Source organism: Ruegeria sp. HKCCA5463 (assembly GCF_013034175.1).
Lineage (GTDB): Bacteria > Pseudomonadota > Alphaproteobacteria > Rhodobacterales > Rhodobacteraceae > Ruegeria.
Genome location: NZ_WQFL01000007.1, coordinates 232,755 through 256,085 on the forward strand (window position 1 = coordinate 232,755; position 23,331 = coordinate 256,085).

Sequence of the window (23,331 nt, forward strand, 5' to 3'; positions counted from 1 at the left end):
CACCTGCAGTCGTATATATTTCTACGACCAATCGAGGAACCGCAGCCGATGAACATCCACCCGCGCGATATTGATGAGACCCCGGATCAGGAAAAAGCCGCCGAGGCCCTGAAAGTTCTGCGGCAATGGGCGGAATCTGCGACGGCATCCGAGATCAGCCAACTGGATCCGGCTATTGCGCGGCTGGTGCCCGGCCTGACCCGGGTGAACTATCCTTCGCTTTCGCGCGAGTACCCGGAGGGTTTCTCGGTTGACGCGGATTACCGAGCGTCGTTGCCCGACTTGCAAAACGGCCCGTCCAGCTTGATACGCGGTGCCAAGCAACAGATTCAGCATGTTGGCATCTCGAACTTTCGCCTGCCGATCCGTTTCCATCGGAAAGATGGGGAAGACCTGACGCTTGAGACATCTGTTACGGGCACCGTCAGCCTTGAGGCCGAGAAAAAGGGCATCAACATGTCCCGGATCATGCGGTCTTTTTACAAACATGCCGAGCGTACATTCAGCTTCGAAGTGATGCAGGCGGCGCTTGACGACTATATGACCGATCTGGACAGCTTTGACGCTCGTATCCAAATGCGGTTTTCTTACCCCGACAAGGTCAAGAGCCTGAGATCAGGTCTGGAAGGATATCAATATTACGACATCGCTCTGGAACTGGTGGAGTCGGGCGGTGTGCGCCAGAAGATCATGCATCTGGACTATGTCTATTCCTCGACTTGCCCGTGCTCTCTGGAGTTGAGCGAACATGCCCGTGTCATGCGGGGACAATTGGCAACACCGCATTCGCAACGATCTGTCGCGCGAATTTCCGTGGTCGTGGATTGCGATGCCGATTGTCTTTGGTTTGAAGACCTGATCGAGTTGTGCCGACGCGCGGTGCCGACCGAAACTCAGGTCATGGTCAAACGTGAAGACGAACAGGCTTTTGCCGAGTTGAACGCAGCCAATCCGATTTTTGTCGAAGATGCGGCGCGCTTGTTCTGCGCTGAATTGCTGGCAGATCATCATGTTGGTGATTTCCGGATAGTAGCCAGCCATCAGGAGAGCCTGCATAGCCACGACGCTGTGTCGATTCTGACCGAAGGCCCAACCTTTGCGGCATCCAGCTTGGATCCAAGACTGTTCAACACTTTGTTTCACGTTGGGTGAATACCGCCGTGTAAGCGATTAGGATTTAATCAAAGATTACGGCGGTAGGCGTTCTTTTGCCGCAATGCAGCAAAAATGCTGCATTTGCGCAGTCGTTTGTTATATATCTATCGTGAATGCAGCAGCTGGATGCTTGCCATTTGATTGGCTGGCCGCCCCGAAAAGGATGCCGAGACGTGAGACGCCTTGGACTGCAAGACCGCGACCACCGTTCGAGAAATCGAAGAGGGCAAGGCGTTTTATCCATCACATTTGGGCTGCATCGTTATTACAGGAGAAGCATGTAATGAATCCGATTACCCAACCGCTGGAGTTTCAAGCTGCGGCAATTCGCATGGCTGGTTACGCAATGGTCAACCAGATGAAGATCATGCAGATCGTAGCCCGTTCAGCGTTCGAATTGCCGATGGCTCCTGTGCAGGCGTTGCACGTGGCTGCGGCGTCCCCGGAAAAGCCGGTGGAAAAGACGACGGTCAAGGCAAAAGCCACTGCGCCGCGTGTGCAAAAAACTGTCGTCAAAAAGACCGCAGCAGTGAAAAAAACCGTAACGAAGGTCACCGCCGGCAAACCTGAGCCCAAACCCGCGGAGTTTTCCGCGAAGCCGCGCGCCGTCGTCACGCCAAAGGCTGAACCTGCGGCGATAGCAAAGCCCGCACCAAAACCAGCACCCAAACCGGCGCCGCAGCCAAAAACAGAATCGAAACCGGCTGCAGCTGTTGCAAAAAACGCCAAACCGGCTGCGCGGAACGCGACTGCAACCACGTCTTCCTCTCGCGCGTCGGCCCCGGCAAAAAAACCTCGTACCCGACCGGCGGCTTCTGCGACCAAGGCACCTGCTGCGCGTGCCAAAGCCGCTAAGCCTATCGAACAAACCGTTTCGACCCCAGCAAAAACCGCGCCCCTTGCTCCCAAAGCAGAAACTCAGCATTCGGCGCCCGCTGCTGCGCGGTCAAAACCTGCGGCATCGGCAGAACAATCAAAACCGCAGGCGCGCAAAACGCGACCGCCGTCGAAACCGCCCGCAATGCCGGGAGCGGATACCAAAACAGACACGTAAACCGGGATCATCTGCTTGACACGGTCGGGCTGGCGCGCCAACGCTGCGCGTTATGATGGATCTTCGCCCGGTCGGATATGTGATTGGCTTGCTGGTCGCCATTCTTGGGGCGACCATGCTGTTTCCTATGCTCGCGGACATTATCGAAGGTCGCGGCGAATGGAATGTGTTCCTGGAAAGCGCGATAATCACAATGCTGACCGGATCCGTCCTGGCGATGAGTTGCTCGAACGGTGTGGGCGAGGGGCTGACCATCCGGCAGACCTTTTTGCTGACAACCGGCGTTTGGGTCGCGCTGCCGGTGTTTGGTGCAATCCCGTTTCTGTTCGGTGAAACCGAGCTGCGCTTTGTCGATGCCTATTTTGAGGCGATGTCAGGCCTTACGACGACCGGTTCGACCGTAATATCAGGGTTGGACACGCTGCCAAAGGGCCTTTTGTTGTGGCGCGGTATCCTGCAATGGCTGGGAGGCATCGGTATCATCGTCGTCGCGATGGTATTCCTGCCCGAATTACGGGTAGGAGGCATGCAAATCTTCCGATCGGAAGGATTTGAAACCATGGGGAAAATCCTGCCTCGCGCGCAGGAGATTGCGGGGCAGATTTCCCTGATCTACGTCTTCCTGACCCTTGTGTGCGTGCTGGTCTATGCCGCGTTTGGGATGAGCTTTTTTGACGCGTTAGTGCATGCTTTCACGACGGTGTCCACGGGCGGTTTTTCGAACTATGACGCCTCGTTTGGAACATTTTCAGGCCCGGCCGAATATGCTGCATCCGTCTTCATGATTTTGGCGGCTCTTCCTTTTGTGCGCTATGTCCAGTTGGCCAATGGTCATACGGCGTCGTTATGGAAAGACAGTCAAATCCGGGCATTTCTGGCGACCATTCTGGTTCTGGTTGTCATCATGTCAGTCTTTCTGACCTCGGTCTTTCCGCATCATTGGGAACAGGCGTTCCGCGAGTCACTGTTCAACATCACCTCGATCATCTCGGGGACAGGATACGCCAGTGTCGATTACATGGGGTGGGGCAGCTTTCCGATCATGCTGTTTTTCCTGATCGGATTGATCGGTGGATGCGCGGGGTCGACTGCGTGCTCGATCAAGGTTTTTCGCTATCAGTTGCTGTTCGCCTCAATCAAAAGCCAGATCAAACGGATCAGGTCCCCGCATGGCGTGTTCATGCCGCTCTATGATGGAAGGCCGGTCGGACGGGACGTTCTGACATCGGTGATGAGCTTTTTCATGTTCTTCGTTCTGTCGATGGGAGTGTTGTCCTGGGCGTTGGCACTGACAGGTCTGGACTTCATTACTTCGGTGTCCGGGGCCGCGACGGCGCTGGCGAACGTTGGACCGGGTCTCGGCGATCAGATCGGACCGGCGGGTAATTTTGCAGGTCTCAACGATACGGCCAAATGGCTGCTGACAACTGGAATGCTGGTCGGGCGGCTCGAGCTTTTAGCGGTATACGCGATCTTCACCGTTCAATTCTGGAGAGGCTGATGAAAAGACCCCTTGGCGCGCAAATCTCGCATATGCTCAAGGATCGTGGCGTGGATGTGATTTTCGGTATACCGGGCGTCCACAACCAGGAAATGTATCGTGGTATCGAAGAGGCCGGCATCACGCATGTTCTGGCCCGGCACGAGCAGGGTGCCGGATTCATGGCTGATGGTTACGCGCGCGCAACCGGCCGCCCCGGCGTCGCCTATGTGATCACCGGCCCCGGTTTGTGCAACATCATGACCCCGATCGGACAGGCCTACAGCGACTCGGTTCCGATGCTGATTCTGTCCTCTTGTCTGGATGAAACGCAGGCTGTCCGGGGTCAGTTGCACCAGATGAAAGATCAACGTGCTGCCGCCGGTACGGTTGCGGATTGGTCTGTACAGGCCAACTCCGCCGAAGCTGCCTATGGGCTGATAGAACGGGCGTTTGAAGAATTCGAGCTTTCGCGCCCGCGCCCCAAGCACATTCAGGTGCCCATCGCGCAGTTGCAGGCCGAGGCCGCCCCCGCGCCGTTCCCCAACCAGCCCGCGCTGCGCGCCAAAGCCTTGCCGCCTGACGTGTCATCGGTCGTGTCCATGTTGAACCTTGCCCGCAGGCCGCTGTTCATCCTAGGTGGCGGATGCAGGTCGAATGATTGGCGTCAGATTTTGACACAGCTGGGGGCGGCCTGTTTTACCACGTATGCCGGGCGCGGGCTGCCGGGCGCAAATTATCCGCTGGACTTCGGGTCCATGTTGCCACGTCCCGGCAGCGCCGAGGTAATCGCGTCGGCGGATCTGGTCGTTGCGGTGGGGGCCGAGCTGGGCGAGGTCGATTTGTGGCGGCAGGATTTGGGGCATAAGGCGACCTTGATACGCGTCGACCTCGACCCCGAAGTTCTTTCCGATCGCCATCGCGCCGCCATCAAGCTGCAAGTCGACAGCCAGAGCTTTGCCCGCGCCTTGTGGCACGCAACTCAGGACATGAAACCAGCAACAGGCTGGTCACCCGAGGAAGTCGCCGAGATGCGCGCCCGCTGGCGTGCCGAGGTGGATGGAGAGCGGCCCGGAATCGTGCCGATCTCGGATGCTTTGCGCGCTGCCATGCCGGCCGACACCATGATCTATTCGGACATGACGCAGTTTGCCTATGTCGCCAAAGATGTATGGGACATGGCCTATCCTCATCACTGGCATCATCCGACGGGGTTTGGCACTCTTGGCTATGGGTTGCCCGCCGGTATTGGCGGGGCGGTTGCCCGGCGCGGCAAACCCACGGCGGTTATCGCCGGGGATTACGGGTTCCATTACACAATGCAGGAACTGGGCGTGGCGGTTGAGTTGGGATTGTCGCTGCCCATCATTCTATGGGACAATGGCAAACTGAAGGAAATCGAGGACAGTATGGTGCGCAGCCAGATCGCGCCCAACGCGGTCATGGCGCATAATCCCGATTTCTGCAATCTTGCCGAAGCCTTTGGTGCGCGCTCCTCGGCGCCTTCGAATGTGGCAGAGATGCAAAGTGCAGTAAGGGCCGCATTCGATGCGCCTGTGCCGACCTTGATCCACGTGACACCTGATATTCTGTAACGAAAAAGCGCCGCACTTTCATGCGGCGCTTTTTTGCTGAGGTGCTGTCTGATCAATCCCAGCAGTGAACCAGAACCGTCATGCCGGTTGCGCGCCGGTTCAACTCATTGGGTGATATCTGTATGGTTTCTTCACTCGATTGACCGGACACTCCGGCCTCTGCAAGAATTTCGGTCAACCGATCAACGGTGGCCGCAAGGCTGACCGAAGCGGGCAGGGTGCGCCCTTCGGACGGTGTGGGCAACAACATTCCAACGACGTTGCCGCTGTCGTTGAAGACCGGGCCGCCTGCATCACCGGGTTGGGCGTTCAGCGCCAGACGCTTGACGCCGGTCTCACCGCTCAGCCCACGTATGTCCGCGACCTGCCCGTAGGTCAGGGTGGGGCCACCCAATGCGCCCTGATAGGAAAAGCCGGACACGGCCACTTCCGACTTGATGCGCGGCTTGGTGGCACTGAACGCGGCGACGCTCATGGGGGCGAGCGTTTTTGCAGGGCGCAGGACTGCCACGCCAAGTTCAGGGTCCGTCAGGGCCAGTTGAACCTCTTGATCACCATCCAGAGTGATCCGCGTGCAGCTCTCCGCGGCCTCGGAAACCGTCAGTACTGTCCCGTTCTCATCCGCGAAGAAACCAGAGCGCGTCAGCCGAGGCTTGCGGACCTGAAGGCCCGACACCAGATCGATGCGCTGTTCTGCGGAAGCACCGGCGGCGGCATCCAGAACCGCATCCGTCGTGCTGAAGCTGGACGTCATCGCTGACAGAACTCGCAGGCGACGTGCCTCGTCTCCTTCGGGCCAGACAAGGGTGAAGCCCTTGATTTTTCCATCGGCCAATTGCGCTTGCGTAAAGGACACTTTGCCGTTGCCGCGCCCTTCAAGGGTAAACCGGTCGCGGCCCAGTTCACGAGGGCCATTCAGCGGAACGATCTCAAGCGATTGCATCACCTCGTAAAGCGCGCGGAGCGTGTTCTTGTCCCCCTCCTGACTGATCAGGAGCGCCTTGGCGTTCAGGTCAGAGATGCTTTTGAAATGTGCAAACGGGGCTTCATAACGATCAAGGCTCACAGCGCCCAGAGGCATGTCGAGCACAATCCCGGCCTTGTCGTCGGAATACCGCTCCATTCCGACAGAGATCAGCGGCGCGTTGTATTCATCCATCAGGGCCTTGCGCTGCAACGTGGTCAGAACACCCGTGGCGTCAAACCCGTTATAGCGCTGCCAATCGCTCATTGATCGGCGGGTGCCTTGCCCGAACGCACCATCAATGGTCGAGTTGTAAAACCCCGCCGCGCGCAGAGCCGTTTGCAGATCCTTGCGTTCCTGCGCGGTCAACAGACGTTCGGACTGAAGCGCCTGTGCGCGGGTTTCATCGGAATCCTGTGGTGTGGCGACTGCCGGAGCCTCTTCCGGTTGTGCCACAGGTTCAATTGGTGCCGCGACGGCGCCGCGGTTCAGCACGTTTGCCCCGACGGGCCAGAACTGTTGCCCCATCGCGCTGGAAAACGCGATGTAGCTGTCGCGCGGGATCTGGCCTTCGGCCCGATAGACGCGCAGCACCTGTTCGGCGTCGGTACGAGCATAGGGGCCGATCACAATCGCGTACCAGCCGCTGTTCAGGCGAAACCCGTTCACGTCCGGCAAAGCGCCGGCATAGGCCTGTGCCCGTTCCTGCGCTTCGCGCAGCGAGGGCTGGGCCTCGACCTGGACCCAGACGCCGGGATCTTGTTGTGCGGTTGCGGCGCGCAGGCCGACCAGAAGAAACAATAGGATTGCTGAAAATACGCGTGTCATAGTCTGCCCGTCTTATGCAGTGTTCATGCTTTGGCGCAGAATACGCGAATTCATTTGCGAAAAGCCATGCCGCGAATGCGGGGAATTTACGGTGTGGCCCTGCAGATACAGGCTTGGCCCCAAGCCCCGTTGACGCCCCTTTGCCCCTTGCATAGGAAGGGCAAAACCGACCGGAACCGGGCGCAAAGGCGCCCAGAGGGAATGCCATGACCGAACCGACCAGCGCACCGCGTTCATTTCAGGAGATCATCCTGCGGCTTCAGACCTATTGGGCGTCTAAAGGCTGTGCGATTCTACAGCCCTATGACATGGAAGTCGGGGCCGGAACGTTCCATCCCGCGACCACCCTGCGCGCGCTTGGCTCGAAAGCCTGGACTGCGGCTTACGTTCAGCCGTCACGCCGCCCGACGGATGGGCGTTACGGTGAAAACCCGAACAGGTTGCAGCACTATTATCAGTATCAGGTGCTGATCAAACCCAGCCCACCGGATTTGCAGGAGCTGTATCTGGGAAGCCTCGAGGCGATTGGCATCGACATGGACCTGCACGACATCCGTTTTGTCGAAGATGACTGGGAAAGCCCGACGCTCGGCGCGTGGGGTCTGGGTTGGGAAGTCTGGTGTGACGGAATGGAAGTCAGCCAGTTCACCTATTTCCAACAGGTTGGCGGCCATGACTGCGCGCCGGTATCAGGCGAGCTGACCTATGGGCTGGAGCGTCTGGCCATGTATGTGCTGGGCATTGATCACGTGATGGACATGCCGTTCAATGACCCCCAGTCGCCGAGTCCTTTGACTTACGGCGATATCTTCAAGCAGACCGAAGAGGAGTATGCCCGCTGGAACTTTGACGTGGCCAACACCGAGGTTCTGCTGCGCCACTTCGAAGAGGCCGAGGCCGAGTGCGCCGCCATTCTGAGCCAGGAGCATGTGGACCCGAAGACGGGCAAACGCATCATCATGGCGCACCCGGCCTATGATCAATGCATCAAGGCCAGTCACATCTTCAACCTGCTGGACGCGCGCGGCGTGATCTCGGTGACCGAACGGCAGGCCTATATCGGGCGCGTCCGTGCGTTGGCCAAACAATGTGCGGATGCGTTCGTGCAGACCGAGGCCGCCGGGTTTCAGGCCTGATGAGGCAATCAGGCCAGCCCGGGCAAAAGCGCCTTGAGCCCGTCTGCGATCATGCTGACGGCAATGGCGGCAAGGATCATACCCATGAAGCGGCTCATGATCACGCGCGCGTTGCTGGACAGGCGTTCAGCCAGCCAGGCGGCGTTCCAGAACGTGATCAGAAGCAGACCGACCACGACAAGAAATACTCCCATAAAAACAAAAGCCTCGACCGTGGTTTTAACCTGATGTGCGTACAGGATCAGGGTGGTTATCGTGCCGGGGCCCACAAGAATGGGAAAGGCCAGCGGGTAAAAGGCCACCGTATCGGTTTCGGGGTAAGCTTCCTTCTCTCCTTTTGTTCCATGATGAGAGGTGCTTTCGTTTCCGTTCAGCATGTTGAGGCCGATCATCATGACGACCAGGCCGCCGGCGACGCGCAGGTGATTGACGCTGATGCCAAAAAGGCCAAGCGCCTGACTTCCAGCCAGCGCAAAGGCACCGCCAAGGATCAGGCAATAGATCACCGTCTTCACCGCAATCTTGCGCTGGTCGGCGGCAGGCAGGTCCTGAGTGACGCTCAGAAACACCGGCAGGTTGGAAACCGGGTTCATGATGGCAAACAATGCGCCGAAAAAACCGACAGCAAGCGTGGATTCCATGGTGTTGACCTCATTGATGCCTGTACCCGGACGAAACCTGTCCTATTTTACAAGAACTTGAAAGAGGCAGCCTGAAACATGACGGGAAAACTGCTGGCAATTGTTCTGTTGTTGTCGGCCTTGGTGGCCGGGGCCGGAATGTATTATTTGCAGATTTACGGTTTCTACTATGAGGTCGAACCGCAGCCCGGCCAGGACGTGGTCCTGATGACGGACCAAGGTGATGCGCCTGTCCCAATCACCTATTCAGACTTTCAGGCGATCGATGCGGACAGTTCTCCGATCCGCTACCGAGGCTGTTTTGAAACGGATCTGAAGCCGGATCAGATGGCCGGGTTTATTGCTGTTGAAAACCCAGAACCCTTGACCGCGCCGGGTTGGTTTGACTGTTACGACGCCGTTTCGCTGGGCGATGCGCTGAAATCGGGGCAGGCGCAGGCGTTTTTGAGTGAGAAGAACATCCATTTCGGCGTCGACCGGATCGTGGCGATTACCAGGGATGGCAAGGGATATGTCTGGCACGCGTTGAACAACTGCGGTGAAAAAGCCTATGACGGTACGGTGGTGGGTGAGGAGTGCCCGAAACGCCCTGAAAACTGAGGAAAACCATGGCTGACGCCGTTTTGATCCCGGACTTCATTACTGCAACTCTGGGGTTTGCGGTGTATTTGTTGGGTGCCCGGATCAACGGCAAAGTCGCAGTTCTGAGGCAGTTCAATATTCCTGAACCGGTCACGGGCGGCCTTTTGGCTTCGCTCGTGGTTTTGCTTCTGTATCTCTTTGCCAATGTAGAACTGTCATTCGAGTTGCAGACCCGGGACGCTCTGTTGGTTCTGTTCTTTGCCGGGATCGGACTGAACGCGCGGCTTTCTGACTTGATTGCCGGTGGTAAGCCTTTGTTGATCCTTCTGATTTTGACGCTTGTCACGATTGTTGCGCAGAACGTTATCGGCGCGGCAGGGGCTTCCTTGTTTGGCTATCCGGCGCAAGCTGGCGTTCTGTTTGGTTCGGCCGCGTTGATTGGTGGACACGGAACCGCAATCGCATGGGCACCCGAAGTTGCCAGCGCAACGGGTCTGGACGGTGCAACCGAACTTGGCGTTGCCGTGGCGACGCTCGGACTGGTGCTTGCTGCGCTGGTGGGTGGCCCCATCGCGCGTCTTCTGGTGGAAACGCGAGGCCTGTCGCCGGACCGACCTGACGAAGAACATACGGTCGGACTGCCGGAGGAAACGACCGCAGCCACCGAAATTGACCATGTGACCATCATGCGCGTGCTGCTGCATCTGAACCTTGCGATTATTCTGGGCTATGCGCTGGGCGAGGCGATTTCGGCCGCTGGGCTGAAACTGCCGCTGTTTGTGCCCTGTCTGATCATGGGCATCGTGATTTCGAATGTCCGAGCGGCCATCGCTCCGTCCGCGCCGCCGGTTGCACGGACACCGTCGCTGGCATTGCTGTCTGAATTTGCGCTTGGGGCCTTTCTGGCAATGTCACTGATGAGCTTGCAGTTGTGGACCATCGCGGAACTGGGTGTGGCAATTGCCGTGATCATGACGGCGCAAACGGTGTTTACGGTCGTCTTTGTGATTTGGGTACTGTTTCCTCTGATGGGCTCGAATTATCGCGGAGCGGTGCTGGCAGCGGGCTTCGGAGGCTTTGCCCTGGGTGCCACACCCACCGCGATTGCAAATATGACGGCAGTAACCAAGCGATATGGGCCGTCGCCTATTGCCTTTATCGTGCTGCCCCTTGTATCCGCCTTCTTTGTGGATATCGCCAATGCCATCGTCATTCAGACGATTGTGAACTTCTAAGGACCGACTATGCCCGACCTGCTGATCGAACTGTTTTCCGAAGAAATTCCTGCGCGGATGCAAACCCGTGCCGGTGAGGATCTGAAAAAGCGGATTACCGATGGCCTGGTCGAGGCCGGTTTGACCTATTCAAACGCGGCCGCACTGACCACACCCCGCCGCCTGACACTGGCGGTGGAAGGTCTGCTGGCGCAAAGCCCGACAATCCGGGAAGAGCGCAAAGGGCCCAAGGTCGGCGCGCCGGACAAGGCGATCGAAGGTTTCCTGCGCGGCGCGGGCCTGACCCGCGACCAACTGGAAGAGCGTGAGACACCCAAGGGCGCTGTCTATTTCGCCACCATCGAGAAACCGGGCCGCCCGGCCGCCGAGATCATTGCCGAAGTGCTGGAAGCCACCATTCGCAATTTCCCATGGCCCAAATCCATGCGTTGGGGCAGTGGCAGTCTGCGGTGGGTGCGTCCGTTGCATTCCATTCTGTGCATATTGTCGGATGAATCAGGGGCGCAGGTTGTTCCGATGCAGGTCGATGGCATTCGTTCCGGTGACACCACGGCCGGTCATCGTTTCATGGCCCCCAACCGGTTCTCGGTTACGTCTTTCGAGGACTATGCCGCCAAGCTGAAACGCGCATTCGTTTTGCTGTCACAGGATGAACGTGCCGAACACATCTGGAATGATGCGCAGAACATGGCTTTTGCCGCCGGTCTGGAAATCGTCGAAGACAAGGGACTGTTGGCCGAGGTTGCCGGGCTGGTTGAATGGCCTGTGGTGTTGATGGGGATAATCGATGATGAGTTTCTGGAACTGCCGCCCGAAGTGTTGCAGACCTCGATGAAAGAGCATCAGAAGTTCTTTTCGGTAAAGAACCCCAAGACAGGTCGGATCGAACGGTTCATCACCGTCGCCAACCGCGAAACCGCCGACTACGGCGCAACCATTCTGGCGGGGAACCAAAAGGTGCTGTCGGCACGTCTGGCCGATGCCAAGTTCTTCTGGGAGAACGACCTGCGCATTGCCAAGTCGGACATCAACCAATGGACCCGCGCGCTGGAGAACGTGACCTTCCACAACAAGCTGGGCACTCAGGCCCAACGTATCGAGCGCATCGCCGCGCTGGCCCGCGAACTGGCCCCGGTGACGGGCGCCGACCCGGATCAGGCCGAGAAATCCGCGCGCCTGGCCAAGGCCGATCTGAGTTCAGAGATGGTCTATGAATTCCCGGAACTTCAGGGGCTCATGGGGCGGTATTACATCGAAGCCGCCGGCGAGGATGCCGCGGTGGCTGCTGTTGCGCAGGAACATTACTCGCCGCTGGGGCCGTCGGATGATGTGCCTGCGGCACCTCTGTCGGTCGCCGTGGCGCTTGCGGACAAACTTGATACTTTGGCCGGGTTTTGGGCGATCGATGAAAAGCCCACCGGGTCGAAGGACCCGTTCGCGCTGCGTCGCGCGGCCTTGGGGGTGATCCGGTTGATCCTGAACAATGATCTGCGGCTGAAGCTCGACCGTTTCTTCGACGCGCAACTCGTTCGGGCCGAAGCGGCTTCGAACGAAGCCTTGCACGACGGGCATGTCGCAGAGCTGTTGGATGAGATTGCCGACCACGGTGTTTTCGGAGCGGCGTTCCGTACGGTGAAGGAGAAGCTTGCGGGCGACAAGGCCGGGACGCATCAAATGACGGACTTTCTGCATCTTGAACGGAAGGTACCCGATACGTCCGATGACCTTTTGTCCTTCTTCCACGACCGCCTCAAAGTCTTTCTGCGTGACGAGGGCATCCGCCACGACATCATCGATGCGTGCATCGCGATGGAGGGCAATGACGACCTCAGCTTGCTGGTCAAACGTGCCCGCGCCCTGAATGCAGTGATCGCGACTGAAGATGGCGAGAACCTCGTGCAGGGGTTCAAGCGGGCCAACAACATCCTGACCCAGGCCGAGGAAAAGGACGGCGTGGAATACTCTTACGGTGCGGATGTGAAATTCGCAGAGACCGACAGCGAGAAGGCGCTTTTCGCGGCTTTGGATGGGGCGCAGACGCAAATCGACGTGGCCCTGAAATCCGAAGACTTCCCAACTGCAATGGCGGCCATGGCCGCGCTGCGCGGGCCGGTGGATGCGTTCTTTGAGGACGTACAGGTCAACACCGACAATGACGTGATCCGTCGTAACCGGTTGAACCTGCTCAGTCAGATCAGGCAGGTTTGTTCCAGCGTGGCCGATCTGTCGCGGATCGAAGGTTGAAACCTCGGGCACGCAGCGATGCGTGCCCACAACGCCCTTGCACGAAGGGCGCAAGCGCTTATGCTGCACTCAAATCAAAAGGTGCTGCAGTGCAGAATAATCCGCATACCACGCTCATTACATCCGATGCGCCGGTCACGGCCCATACCCATGGCGGGCGGGCCAAGTGTCTGCAACGGCTGGTCCGACTGGACCTGCCGGTGCCCCGGACCGTCGCCTTGTCGTTTGATGCGGTCCATCAGATTGCGGAAGGCGACGTTCCGAACCTTGACGCGATCCTTGAGCAATTCGATCCCACGACCTTGCTGTGCGTCCGACCAAGTTCTGAAGATCCCGATTGGGGTGGGCCCGGTGCGGTTCTGAACATTGGCATGAATGATGCACGCTATGTGGACCTGTCCGACACCATGGGGGCAGAGGCCGCTGCTGCGCTGTATCTCAGGTTCGTTCAAAGCTATGCGATCCACGTGGCGCGGCTGGACGCGGACGTGTTCGATGACATCGACATGGATGGCAGCGAAGGCCTGCGCCATTCCCTGCGCGCCTACGAAGATGAAACGGACGAAGCCTTCCCGCAGGATCGGGGTGAGCAGTTGATCGGGGTTTTACGCTCGATGGCCCGTGCATGGGACGGGACATCCGCCCGGCTGCTGCGGCAGGCCAAGGGTGCCCCGGCAGATGCGGGTCTTGGGCTTGTCATTCAAGAGATGATCCCGGGCGTCGGGCAGGGTGAATGCGGATCAGGTGTGCTTCAACTGGTCGACTCGACCACCGGAATGCCGCAGATCACGGGGCGCTACCTGAGCCAGAGCCAGGGCCGGGATGCGCTGGGCGAAGATGTGGCAGCGCTGTTTCTTGAAAAAGACCCGCGAGGACCGTCGCTTGAAGAAGTCGCACCCAAAGCCTTTGCCGAGTTGAAAGAACAAGCCGCGCTGATGCGCGAAAAACTGCGCGAAGAAATGCAGGTCGAGTTCGTCATTCAAAACGGCAAAGTGCATATTCTGGATGGCGTCCGGGTTCAGAGAACGTCGCGCGCGGCGATGCGGATCGCCGTTCGTCTGGCTGAAGACGGGATCATACCGCCGCAAGAGGCGGTGATGCGCGTCGACCCCCATGCGTTGAATGAACTTTTGCACCGGCAGGTCCATCCGGAAGCGCGGCGTGATGTTCTGACAACGGCCATCGGTGCCAGCCCGGGCGCCTCAACCGGAAAGATCGTGTTTACATCCGCAGAAGCGCAGGCCAGTGCCGCGCGCGGAGAAGCATGCGTTCTGGTCCGCCGCGAAACCTCGCCCGAGGATGTGCGCGGGATGCATGCCGCCGTAGCGGTTCTGACGGAAAAGGGCGGCATGACTAGCCACGCTGCCGTGATTGGTCGTGGACTTGGCCTGCCCTGTATCGTTGGTGCCTCAGACATGCGGTTCCAGACCAAAAAGAAGATGCTGACCGCGCCCGATGGCCGTGTTTTCAAAACCGGTGATATTCTGACAATCGATGGCAGTTCCGGTCAGGTGCTGGCAGGGCAGCCAGCCATGCTTGAGGCCGCGTTGGATGATTGTTTTCAGACATTGATGGCCTGGGCCGATGCCGAGCGTGATATTGACATCCGCGCCAATGCCGACACGCCGGCTGATGCGCAGACGGCGCGCAATTTTCAGGCTCAGGGGATCGGCCTGTGCCGGACGGAACATATGTTCTTTGAACCCGGTCGCCTGATCGTGATGCGCGAGATGATTTTTGCGCAAACGTCTTCGGGCAGGGCGGCCGTGCTGGAACGTTTGCTTCCGATGCAACGCGAAGACTTTGTTCAACTGTTCAGAATCATGGAAGGGCAGCCTGTCTGCATTCGCCTGTTCGACCCGCCTTTGCACGAGTTCCTGCCCACCACGCGCAGCGGTCAACGGGAATTGGCCGAGGCTCTGGATTTGCCGGTTTCCGATGTCGAACGCCGGGTCAATGCGATGACTGAATACAACCCGATGCTGGGTTTGCGCGGCGTTCGTCTGGGCGTAACGGTGCCGGAAATTTATGACATGCAAGCGCGCGCGATCTTCGAAGCCACGCTTGATGCCAGAAAGAACGGCGCCCCGGTCGTGCCCGAAGTGATGATCCCGCTGGTCTCTGCCAAACGAGAGGTCGAACTGGTCAAGTCCCGCATCGATTCGGTGGCGGCCGCGGTCGCGTCAGAACGAGGGCAGGAGTTTGAATATCGGCTGGGTGTGATGGTTGAAACCCCGCGTGCCTGTCTGCGCGCGGAAGAGATCGCCCCGCAGACCGCGTTCATGAGTTTCGGTACCAATGACCTGACGCAGATGACCTATGGTCTGTCCCGCGACGATGCCGGCCGGTTCATGTCCGCCTATGTTCGCCAGGGTGTCTTCGGCGAAGATCCGTTTCACGTTCTTGATCCGGATGGGGTCGGGGAATTGCTGAAGCTGGGAGCCGAGCGGGGACGAGCCGCGAAACCGGATGTAACCCTTTCGGTTTGCGGAGAGCACGGCGGAAACCCCGAATCAATCGCCATTTGCAGGGATTTGGGGTTCGACTATGTTTCGTGTTCGCCGTTCCGGGTTCCTGTCGCTCGGCTGGCTGCCGCTCAACTGGCGATTTCCTCCAGACTTGGGGGTTGACAGGGGCTGAAAACCCAAGGATTAGTGGGTTATCAGAACACTCGCAGGCGAAATTTATCTTCGCTGCGGGCAAGATTCCACTTGCATTTTCCGAAAGACTGGACCTTTGCGCTCGATTGCGTTAGATGCCTCGTCGCGCCCGCCGGGGGAGGGTATGGCGCGTGAAGTGCCTGTGCGAGGTTATCTGATGCTACGTTACATAATGGCTGTTGCCACAATGGCGGCAACCGTGCTGCCGAGTGCGTCCTTCGCCGAGAGGGAAGCAATTGATACTGCAAAGAAAGAACTTGTCGCCCGCAGCGAATTGCCGGCGCAAAGCTTTCGCGACTATTTCAAACTGTTCCAGCCGCGCAAGGCGGCCAAACCTGTTGAAGTAACATACTCCAAGGACTGGCTTGACCAACAGCCCAAGGCGACCGGTGACGAAAACTGGAAGTGCCTGTCCGAGGCGCTGTACTTCGAAGCGCGAGGCGAAAGCGTGCGTGGTCAGTTTGCGGTGGCCGAGGTCATTCTGAACCGGGTCAAAAGCAGCCGCTTTCCAAGCTCACTGTGTGGTGTGATCCGCCAGGGCACCGGCAAGAAATACCAGTGCCAGTTCACCTATACATGTGACGGTCGCAAAGAGGTCATCCACGAGAAGAAGGCCTATGAGCGCGTGTCCAAGGTCGCTCGGGCGGCCATTGATGGTATCGGCCATGAGCTGACCGAAGGGGCGACCCATTACCACACGACCGCGGTTCGGCCATCTTGGTCGCGGGTCTATAAACAGACTGCGCGGATCGGTGTGCACATTTTCTACCGCCACAACTATCGGACAGCGAGCAACTGATTGACGCACCCGCGCTGGAAGCTTGATGGCGCGTGGCAGGTCGCAGTCTATATTACGGGCCAGGAGGCCCGTAATGCTTTTCACCCGACGACACATTCTGAAAACAGCCGCCGCAGTCGCCATTTTGCCGGTCGCGGCCGAGGCTGGTTATCCGCCGCTCAAGGCGCGTCTGAGCCGACAGCGCGTTGCGCCCGATGGGTTTCCTGACACGACGGTCTGGAGTTACGGTGACACAGTCCCCGGTACGATCATAAAGGTCGATCAGGGCGCACGCGTTCAGCGCAAGCTGGTGAATGACCTTCCCCAACCCACATCGGTGCATTGGCACGGAATACGCATCGATAACGCCATGGATGGTGTGCCCGGCCTGACGCAGGATGTTGTCGAACCGGGCGGCACTTTTGACTATGATTTCGTTGTCCCGGATGCGGGCACCTATTGGTACCACGCGCACAACCAGTCGATGGAACAAGTTGCCCGCGGGCTTTACGGGCCGCTGATCGTTGCAGAGGCCACGGCACCGGATGTCGATCAGGATCTGGTGCTGATGTTGGATGATTGGCGGTTGAACCCTGAGACCGCGCAGATAACGGATGATTTCGACAATGGCCATGATCTGAGCCATGCAGGTCGGATTGGGAACATCCTGACCGTCAACGGATCATTCGATCCCGCGTTTGCGGTACGCAGAAACGAGCGACTGCGACTTCGATTGGTCAACGCGTCCAATGCCCGGATATTTGATCTGGATCTTGATGGTCTTTCGGGGTGGATCGTCGCCTTGGATGGAATGCCCGTGGAAACACCGCTGCGGCTGTCGGGCTCTTTCCCGCTAGCACCTGCGCAGCGTGCGGATCTGATTGTGGATGTCGTCACCGAGGGCGAAACGGCAAGCCTGGTCAGCGTCGAAAGAGATGGTTCCTTTGGGCTGGCACGGTTCGAGGTTGGTGGAAACGCTGCCGGGGCGCACAGGCACGGCGTGTCAGCATTGCCGTCTAACCCTTTGCCTGAGATCGGAAATCTTCAAAATGCCAGAACGCACCGGATGGTTCTGCAAGGTGGCGCAATGCGCTGGCTGGAAAGCGCCCGGCTGGGTGAAACGGAACTGTCAGGCCGCGAGCTGGCGCAGTTGGGCAAATTCTGGGCACTGAACGGTTACGCCGAGCGCCCCGAAGATCCGTTTCTGGATGCGGCCGTCGGTAGTTTGCACAGGATCGAGTTCGTGAATGAAACCGCTTTTCCGCACGCAATGCATCTGCACGGGCATCACTTCCGGCTGATCATGGACGATGGCTCTCTGGGCCCCTGGCGTGATACCGTTCTGGTCGGGCGGGGACAGGCGCGCCAAATCGCATTGATCGCGGACAATCCCGGCAACTGGTTGCTGCATTGTCATATGCTTGGGCATGCTGCTTCGGGGATGATGAGCTGGTTTCGGGTCTCGTGACGCCGCATTCGGCGGTTGGAATGGCGCTTGTTTGAATGCTATAGGCCCTCGCGACGCCTATAGTAGGCAAACTATGCAACGAGCCCGAAAAGGCCTGACCCATGAGTTCTGAAATCCGTCTGGCATTCGCACACCCGTCCGAACGGTCCGAGGCGACGTCTCCTCGGGGGCCGTTGGATCGTATCTCGTTGCGCGACCATATCGTCGAAGTCGAAATTGGCGCCTTCCAGGCCGAGCGGGGAACAACCCAGCGGATCTGCTTCAACATCGTGGTCGAAGTCCGGCCTCTGACGGACCCGATTGATGATGATGTGGATCGCATCCTTTCATATGACCGCGTAACGGAATCCATCGCCTATGAGCTGGCAGCCGAGCGCCTGAACCTGCTTGAGACATTGGCCGAACGCGTTGCGGAACGCATCCTGCTTGAACCTCAGGCTGTAAGAGTCTTTGTTCGCATCGAAAAACTGGATCGGGGCCCGGGTGCGTTGGGGGTTGAGATCGTGCGCGGAAAAGACTCGGTCCATCATGAGGTCGCCGAAGAAGAACGCCCGCATCCCCGCCTTGTCTTCCTGTCGAATGACGCCATCGCCTCGGAAAACCTGAAGGGTTGGATCGATCAGTTGGAGAACCGCCAGCGCCCGCTGATCCTGTGTGTCGGGGCGTCCGACCTGGCCGCTCCGCAAACGGGTCATGCGATGACGCAACGCCGAATTGACTTGTTGGCAATTGAACAGAATGCCTGGGTTCTGGCGGCACGGGACCATCGCTGTGTGGTGGTCTCAACGCGGACCGAATTGGATTGGGCGATGAAGAATGGCCAGATCTGTGTCTGGGCCCCATCCAAGATCGTTCTGGATGCCGTTGACGGCCCGTCTGCCGCCCCGTCGGATGCCGTGGCACTGGCTGCATGGTTCGCGGCGACCTTTGAAGCGAGCGAAATGATGGTGATCGGCGGCGCATTGCCGACGGAACCCAAAACGCCCTTGCGCGCTGTTGCGGTGGATCAGGCCCAGCTGTGAGAACCTATTTCAGACCACTGACCCAGCATGGAGCGACCCGTCCCACAGGCGCTGTGCCGCTGGCGGGCCAACCCCTTTGGTTCACCCATGTCGAAGCGCTGCGGCGCGGGTTCGAACCCGAAATCGTCGCGGCCTCGGACGTTCCGCCAGATCACCTGAGCCGTTTGAGCCAATCGCGGGCTGACGTGGCGGGCCTTGATATGCAGCTGCCTCATATCATGGGGATTCTGAATGCCACGCCGGACAGTTTCTCGGATGGCGGTGTTCACAGCTCGGTAGATGCTGCTCGCGTGGCTGCGGTGAATATGGTGGCGCATGGTGCCACGATTCTGGATATCGGCGGAGAGTCCACCCGTCCGGGTGCGGATTTTGTCCCGGCCGGGGAAGAGATCGCGCGAACCCGCCCGTTGATCGAAGCGATCCGGTCGGAAACAGGCGCTTTGATTTCCATCGATACACGAAAGGTCGATGTCGCCAAGGCTGCCTGCGCGGCCGGGGCAGGGTTGGTCAACGATGTCTCGGGCTTCACCTTCGATCCGGCGTTGGCACCGTTCTGTGCCGCGCATGGAGTGCCTGTCTGTGTCATGCACATGCAGGGTGATCCGGCGACGATGCAGATCAATCCGCAATACGACAACGTATTGCTGGATGTTTACGATTTTCTCGAAGGCCAGATCGCGTTGCTGGAACGTCTTGGCCTGAGCCGCGATCAGATCGTTGTGGATCCCGGGATCGGGTTTGGGAAGACCGAGGATCACAACCTGACCCTTTTGCGCAATCTCAGCCTGTTCCACGGCTTGGGCTGCCCGATCCTGTTGGGCGTGTCGCGCAAGGGCTTTATTGGCGCCATCGGAAAAGAGCCTTGCAAGACTGCCCGCGCGCCGGGATCAATTGCGGTGGCTCTGGCAGGATTGTCTCAGGGCGTGCAGATCATCCGCGTTCATGACGTGGCCGAGACCTCTCAGGCCTTGCGCCTATGGGCTGCTGTCCGGTAATCCGGTCGCACGGCAAATCACGGAGTGACACCTATGCGCAAGCTGTTCGGAACCGACGGGGTGCGGGGCACCGCCAACACGCATCCGATGACGGCAGAGATGGCGTTGCGTATCGGGGCCGCTGTCGGGCGGTATTTCCGACGGGACGCGACAGGGGTGCACCGGGTTGTCATCGGCAAGGATACGCGTTTGTCCGGCTATATGCTGGAAAACGCGCTGACGGCCGGTTTGACGTCCACTGGAATGAACGTGCTGCTGCTGGGGCCCGTTCCGACGCCCGCCGTTGGCCTCATGACGCGGTCCATGCGGGCTGATCTGGGCGTCATGATCTCGGCCAGCCACAACCCTGCCGAAGACAACGGAATCAAGTTCTTTGGGCCGGACGGCTATAAACTGTCCGATCAGGCCGAGGTCGAGATCGAAAGGCTGATCGACGAAGGCGTCGGACCCGCCCAGGCGCAGAATATCGGCCGGGCGCGCCGGGTTGATGACGCACGGTTTCGCTATGGCGAACGTGTGAAGTCGTCGTTGCCGCGGAACGTCAGTCTGGATGGCTTGAAGGTGGTGATCGATTGTGCGAACGGCGCAGCCCACCGCACCGCACCAGAAGTTCTGTGGGAGCTGGGCGCAGAAGTGATCCCCGTGGGAATCGCGCCCAACGGCAAGAACATCAATCTCAACTGCGGATCGACCAAGCCACAACTGGCCGCAGAAACCGTTGTCGCGCATGGCGCCGACGTGGGCATATGTCTGGACGGCGACGCGGACAGGGTGGTTGTCGTCGACGAAACCGGCCAGGTGGCTGACGGCGATCAGCTGATGGCTTTGCTGGCGACGGCATGGAAGAAATCGGGCCAGTTGAAGGGCGACGCTCTGGTCGCGACCGTAATGTCCAACCTGGGCTTGGAACGCCATCTGACAGCGCAGGGTTTGCGCCTCGAGCGAACGGCCGTCGGCGATCGCTACGTGGTCGAACGGATGCGTGAAGGTGGGTTCAACCTTGGTGGGGAACAGTCCGGCCATATCGTGATGAGCGATTATGCCACCACCGGTGATGGGTTGATGGCAGGGCTGCATTTCCTGGCGGAAATGGTTCTGTCGGGGCGCAAGGCATCTGATCTGTCCAAGCAGTTCGAAACCGTTCCGCAGTTGCTGAAGAATGTGCGCTATTCCAGCGATCAAACACCGTTGGAGGTTCAAAGTGTTCAGGCGGCCATCGCCGATGCCGAGGCGCGGCTGAACGGGCAGGGCCGGTTGTTGATCCGCAAATCCGGGACCGAGCCTCTGATCCGCGTGATGGCTGAATGCGAAGACGATGGGTTGCTGACCCAAGTTGTCGACAGCATCGTGGCAGAGGTCGAAGCCGCCACAAGCTAATTCCCGAACAAAACCTTTCGCAGGCTGAACCACTGGCTGATAGCCATGCCAGTCAGGATCAGTGCCAGAGCGATGTAAAAGCGCAGGGGCAGGGCCTCGGACAGGATCCATGCGCCGAACACCATCGACCAGATCGGCACCTGGTAATTCACCAATGTCAGGAAAACCGACCCGGCGCTGCGGGTGATCGAAACGCGCAAAAGGGTGGCAAACGCAGTTGGCAGCAAACCCAGAACGATCAGGGCGATTGTCGGGCGTGGGCCTTGCCAGGTCGGCAGCCCCTCGGTGAGCAGCATTATGGGCAGAAGAAGCGCGGCCCCGACAACCAGCGTCAGAGCGGCCAGTACCAAAGGGTCAACCGGCGGGCAGCGTCGCGTCAACACGGATGAACTTGCGTAACACAGCGCCGCCGTGATGCAGGCCAGTTGCGCGACGGGTTCTGCCCCCTGGCCCAATTGTGCAAGGCCGGGTCCGATCAAAACCAGGGCCCCGGAAAAGCCAAGGCACACCCCCAGAAATCGGCGCAGGTTCAGTGGTTCATCCGAGAAGAAATGCGCCAGCGGCAGCACCATCAGCGGGATGGCAGCCATAGACAGCCCCGCAAAAGCAGATGGCACAAATTGCTGCCCCCAACTCAGCAACATGAATGGCACGGCAGTGGACAGCACGCCAATAAGGACAATCGAAACACTCAGCGCCGGCGTCAGAACCGGCAGCTTGCGACCGGTCGCCCTCATCATCAGCAACAGGGTAACTGCGCCCAGCGTGGTTCGTGAGGTGGCAACGGTGATTGGGCCATACCCTTCAAGTGCCATGGCAACGACCATGAAGGTCGCGCCCCAGATCAGGCCCAGCGTGAAGACGCCGCTCCAGTCCTGTCTTGTCGGCTGTTGCACCATTGGTTTGTCCTGTCGGGCAGCGCAAGTTCGCGAAATAGATTGGTCTGATCGGGCGTTTATGTGCCGCGCCACTTTTTTGTGCAAACGAAAAAGGGCGACCGCCGTGGCCGCCCTTATGCTGACTAAGGTCAGGCTTAGTTCTTTTCTTTGTCGACCATCTTTCCGGCCGAGATCCACGGCATCATGCCGCGCAGCTTGGCGCCGGTTTCCTCGATCATATGCTCGTCATTGGCACGGCGCGCCGCTTTGATGGTCGGCTGGCCTACGGCGTTTTCCAGCATGAAGTCACGAACGAATTTACCCTGCTGGATGTCGTTTAGGACCTCTTTCATACGCGCTTTGGTCTCGTCGTATTTCAGGATACGCGGCCCGGTGACGTACTGGCCGTATTCGGCGGTGTTCGAGATCGAGTAATCCATGTTGGCGATGCCGCCTTCGTAGATCAGGTCAACGATCAGTTTCACTTCGTGCAGACACTCGAAATAGGCCATTTCAGGGGCGTAACCGGCTTCGACCAGAGTTTCAAAGCCGCAGCGGATCAGTTCGACCAGACCACCGCACAGAACGGCCTGTTCGCCGAACAGGTCGGTTTCACACTCTTCACGGAAGTTGGTTTCGATGATGCCCGAGCGGCCGCCGCCGATGGCCGAGCAGTAGGACAAGCCGATTTCCAGCGCTTTGCCGGTTGCATCGTTGTGGACAGCGACCAGGCAGGGCACGCCGCCGCCCTTGGTGTATTCGCCGCGCACGGTGTGGCCGGGGCCCTTGGGGGCCATCATGATGACGTCGACGCCGTCTTTCGGCTCGATCAGGCCGAAATGTACGTTCAGGCCGTGGGCAAACGCGATGGCCGCACCAGGCTTGATGTTGTCGTGGACGTATTTTTTGTAGGTCTCGGCCTGAAGCTCGTCGGGCATGGTGAACATGATCACGTCACACCAGGCCGCCGCCTCGGCGATGCCCATGACTTCCAGGCCCTCGGCTTCGGCTTTCTTGGCCGAAGGCGAACCTTCGCGCAGGGCGATGACCAGGTTCTTTGCGCCTGAATCGCGCAGGTTCAGCGCGTGCGCGTGACCTTGCGAGCCATAGCCCAGGATAGCCACTTTCTTGTCTTTGATCAGGTTGATATCGCAATCGCGATCGTAATAGACGCGCATTTCGCCGGTCCTTTCTGGTTTGATTGCGGCGGTTGTATCTGCCCGTTCGCGCAATGGCGAT

At 59.0% G+C, this 23,331-nt stretch carries 18 protein-coding genes; 14 read left to right on the plus strand and 4 right to left on the minus strand.

Annotated elements, in window-relative coordinates; translation table 11 throughout:
* The first annotated feature begins 48 nt into the window (after positions 1–48).
* The 4 genes from folE2 (at position 49) to GOW09_RS15995 (ending at position 5,284) form a co-directional block, all read left to right on the plus strand.
* Positions 49–1,152, plus strand: a complete 1,104-nt coding sequence (folE2, locus tag GOW09_RS15980) for a GTP cyclohydrolase FolE2 (protein ID WP_171119574.1) — start codon at positions 49–51, stop codon at positions 1,150–1,152.
* Positions 1,153–1,318: 166 nt separating this feature from the next.
* The gene (locus GOW09_RS15985) at positions 1,319–2,209 is read left to right on the plus strand and encodes a hypothetical protein (RefSeq protein WP_217360286.1); all 891 of its coding nucleotides are present in this window, start codon (positions 1,319–1,321) and stop codon (positions 2,207–2,209) included.
* A 52-nt stretch (positions 2,210–2,261) separates the two neighbouring features.
* On the plus strand, positions 2,262–3,710 hold the full coding sequence (locus GOW09_RS15990) for a TrkH family potassium uptake protein (RefSeq protein ID WP_152457609.1): 1,449 nt from the start codon (positions 2,262–2,264) through the stop codon (positions 3,708–3,710).
* Positions 3,710–5,284: a thiamine pyrophosphate-binding protein gene (locus GOW09_RS15995; protein ID WP_171119576.1), complete on the plus strand. Its 1,575-nt coding sequence runs from the start codon at positions 3,710–3,712 to the stop codon at positions 5,282–5,284. Before GOW09_RS15990 ends, GOW09_RS15995 begins: the two co-directional genes overlap by 1 nt.
* Positions 5,285–5,336: 52 nt before the next feature.
* Here GOW09_RS15995 and GOW09_RS16000 read toward each other — a convergent pair whose 3' ends face one another.
* Positions 5,337–7,076 (minus strand): serine protease, encoded by a 1,740-nt coding sequence (locus GOW09_RS16000; RefSeq protein WP_171119577.1) that lies wholly within the window; start codon positions 7,074–7,076, stop codon positions 5,337–5,339.
* 206 nt (positions 7,077–7,282) lie between these two features.
* Here GOW09_RS16000 and GOW09_RS16005 point away from each other — a divergent pair, with 206 nt between their 5' ends.
* A complete protein-coding gene (locus tag GOW09_RS16005; RefSeq protein ID WP_171119578.1) occupies positions 7,283–8,212 on the plus strand; it encodes a glycine--tRNA ligase subunit alpha in 930 nt (309 codons plus the stop codon).
* Between the two features lie 8 nt (positions 8,213–8,220).
* On the opposite strand, the gene GOW09_RS16010 is transcribed toward GOW09_RS16005, so the two are convergent.
* Complete coding sequence (locus tag GOW09_RS16010) at positions 8,221–8,853, minus strand: MarC family protein (protein ID WP_171119579.1); 633 nt, start codon at positions 8,851–8,853, stop codon at positions 8,221–8,223.
* A gap of 78 nt (positions 8,854–8,931) precedes the next feature.
* Here GOW09_RS16010 and GOW09_RS16015 point away from each other — a divergent pair, with 78 nt between their 5' ends.
* The 9 genes from GOW09_RS16015 (at position 8,932) to glmM (ending at position 21,214) form a co-directional block, all read left to right on the plus strand.
* A complete protein-coding gene (locus GOW09_RS16015; RefSeq protein ID WP_171119580.1) occupies positions 8,932–9,453 on the plus strand; it encodes a DUF6446 family protein in 522 nt (173 codons plus the stop codon).
* 8 nt (positions 9,454–9,461) lie between these two features.
* Entirely contained in the window at positions 9,462–10,670 is a 1,209-nt protein-coding gene (gene gltS / locus GOW09_RS16020) for a sodium/glutamate symporter (RefSeq protein WP_171119581.1), read from the plus strand.
* Between the two features lie 9 nt (positions 10,671–10,679).
* Positions 10,680–12,914: a glycine--tRNA ligase subunit beta gene (gene glyS / locus GOW09_RS16025; protein WP_171119582.1), complete on the plus strand. Its 2,235-nt coding sequence runs from the start codon at positions 10,680–10,682 to the stop codon at positions 12,912–12,914.
* A gap of 89 nt (positions 12,915–13,003) precedes the next feature.
* The gene (locus GOW09_RS16030; RefSeq protein WP_171119583.1) at positions 13,004–15,544 is read left to right on the plus strand and encodes a pyruvate, phosphate dikinase; all 2,541 of its coding nucleotides are present in this window, start codon (positions 13,004–13,006) and stop codon (positions 15,542–15,544) included.
* A gap of 187 nt (positions 15,545–15,731) precedes the next feature.
* Positions 15,732–16,373: a cell wall hydrolase gene (locus GOW09_RS16035; RefSeq protein WP_152457618.1), complete on the plus strand. Its 642-nt coding sequence runs from the start codon at positions 15,732–15,734 to the stop codon at positions 16,371–16,373.
* Positions 16,374–16,446: 73 nt separating this feature from the next.
* Entirely contained in the window at positions 16,447–17,820 is a 1,374-nt protein-coding gene (locus GOW09_RS16040) for a multicopper oxidase family protein (RefSeq protein ID WP_171119584.1), read from the plus strand.
* Positions 17,821–17,921: 101 nt separating this feature from the next.
* Positions 17,922–18,842 (plus strand): dihydroneopterin aldolase, encoded by a 921-nt coding sequence (locus GOW09_RS16045; protein ID WP_152457620.1) that lies wholly within the window; start codon positions 17,922–17,924, stop codon positions 18,840–18,842.
* Complete coding sequence (gene folP / locus GOW09_RS16050; RefSeq protein WP_171119585.1) at positions 18,839–19,837, plus strand: dihydropteroate synthase; 999 nt, start codon at positions 18,839–18,841, stop codon at positions 19,835–19,837. The genes GOW09_RS16045 and folP overlap by 4 nt, the downstream gene beginning before the upstream one ends.
* A 33-nt stretch (positions 19,838–19,870) precedes the next feature.
* On the plus strand, positions 19,871–21,214 hold the full coding sequence (gene glmM, locus GOW09_RS16055; RefSeq protein WP_171119586.1) for a phosphoglucosamine mutase: 1,344 nt from the start codon (positions 19,871–19,873) through the stop codon (positions 21,212–21,214).
* On the opposite strand, the gene GOW09_RS16060 is transcribed toward glmM, so the two are convergent.
* Together GOW09_RS16060 and ilvC are read right to left on the minus strand one after the other, a co-directional pair.
* On the minus strand, positions 21,211–22,113 hold the full coding sequence (locus tag GOW09_RS16060) for a DMT family transporter (RefSeq protein WP_171119587.1): 903 nt from the start codon (positions 22,111–22,113) through the stop codon (positions 21,211–21,213). The two genes, glmM and GOW09_RS16060, sit on opposite strands and share 4 nt — an antisense overlap.
* Before the next feature lie 134 nt (positions 22,114–22,247).
* Entirely contained in the window at positions 22,248–23,270 is a 1,023-nt protein-coding gene (ilvC, locus tag GOW09_RS16065) for a ketol-acid reductoisomerase (RefSeq protein WP_171119588.1), read from the minus strand.
* Positions 23,271–23,331: the final 61 nt, after the last annotated feature.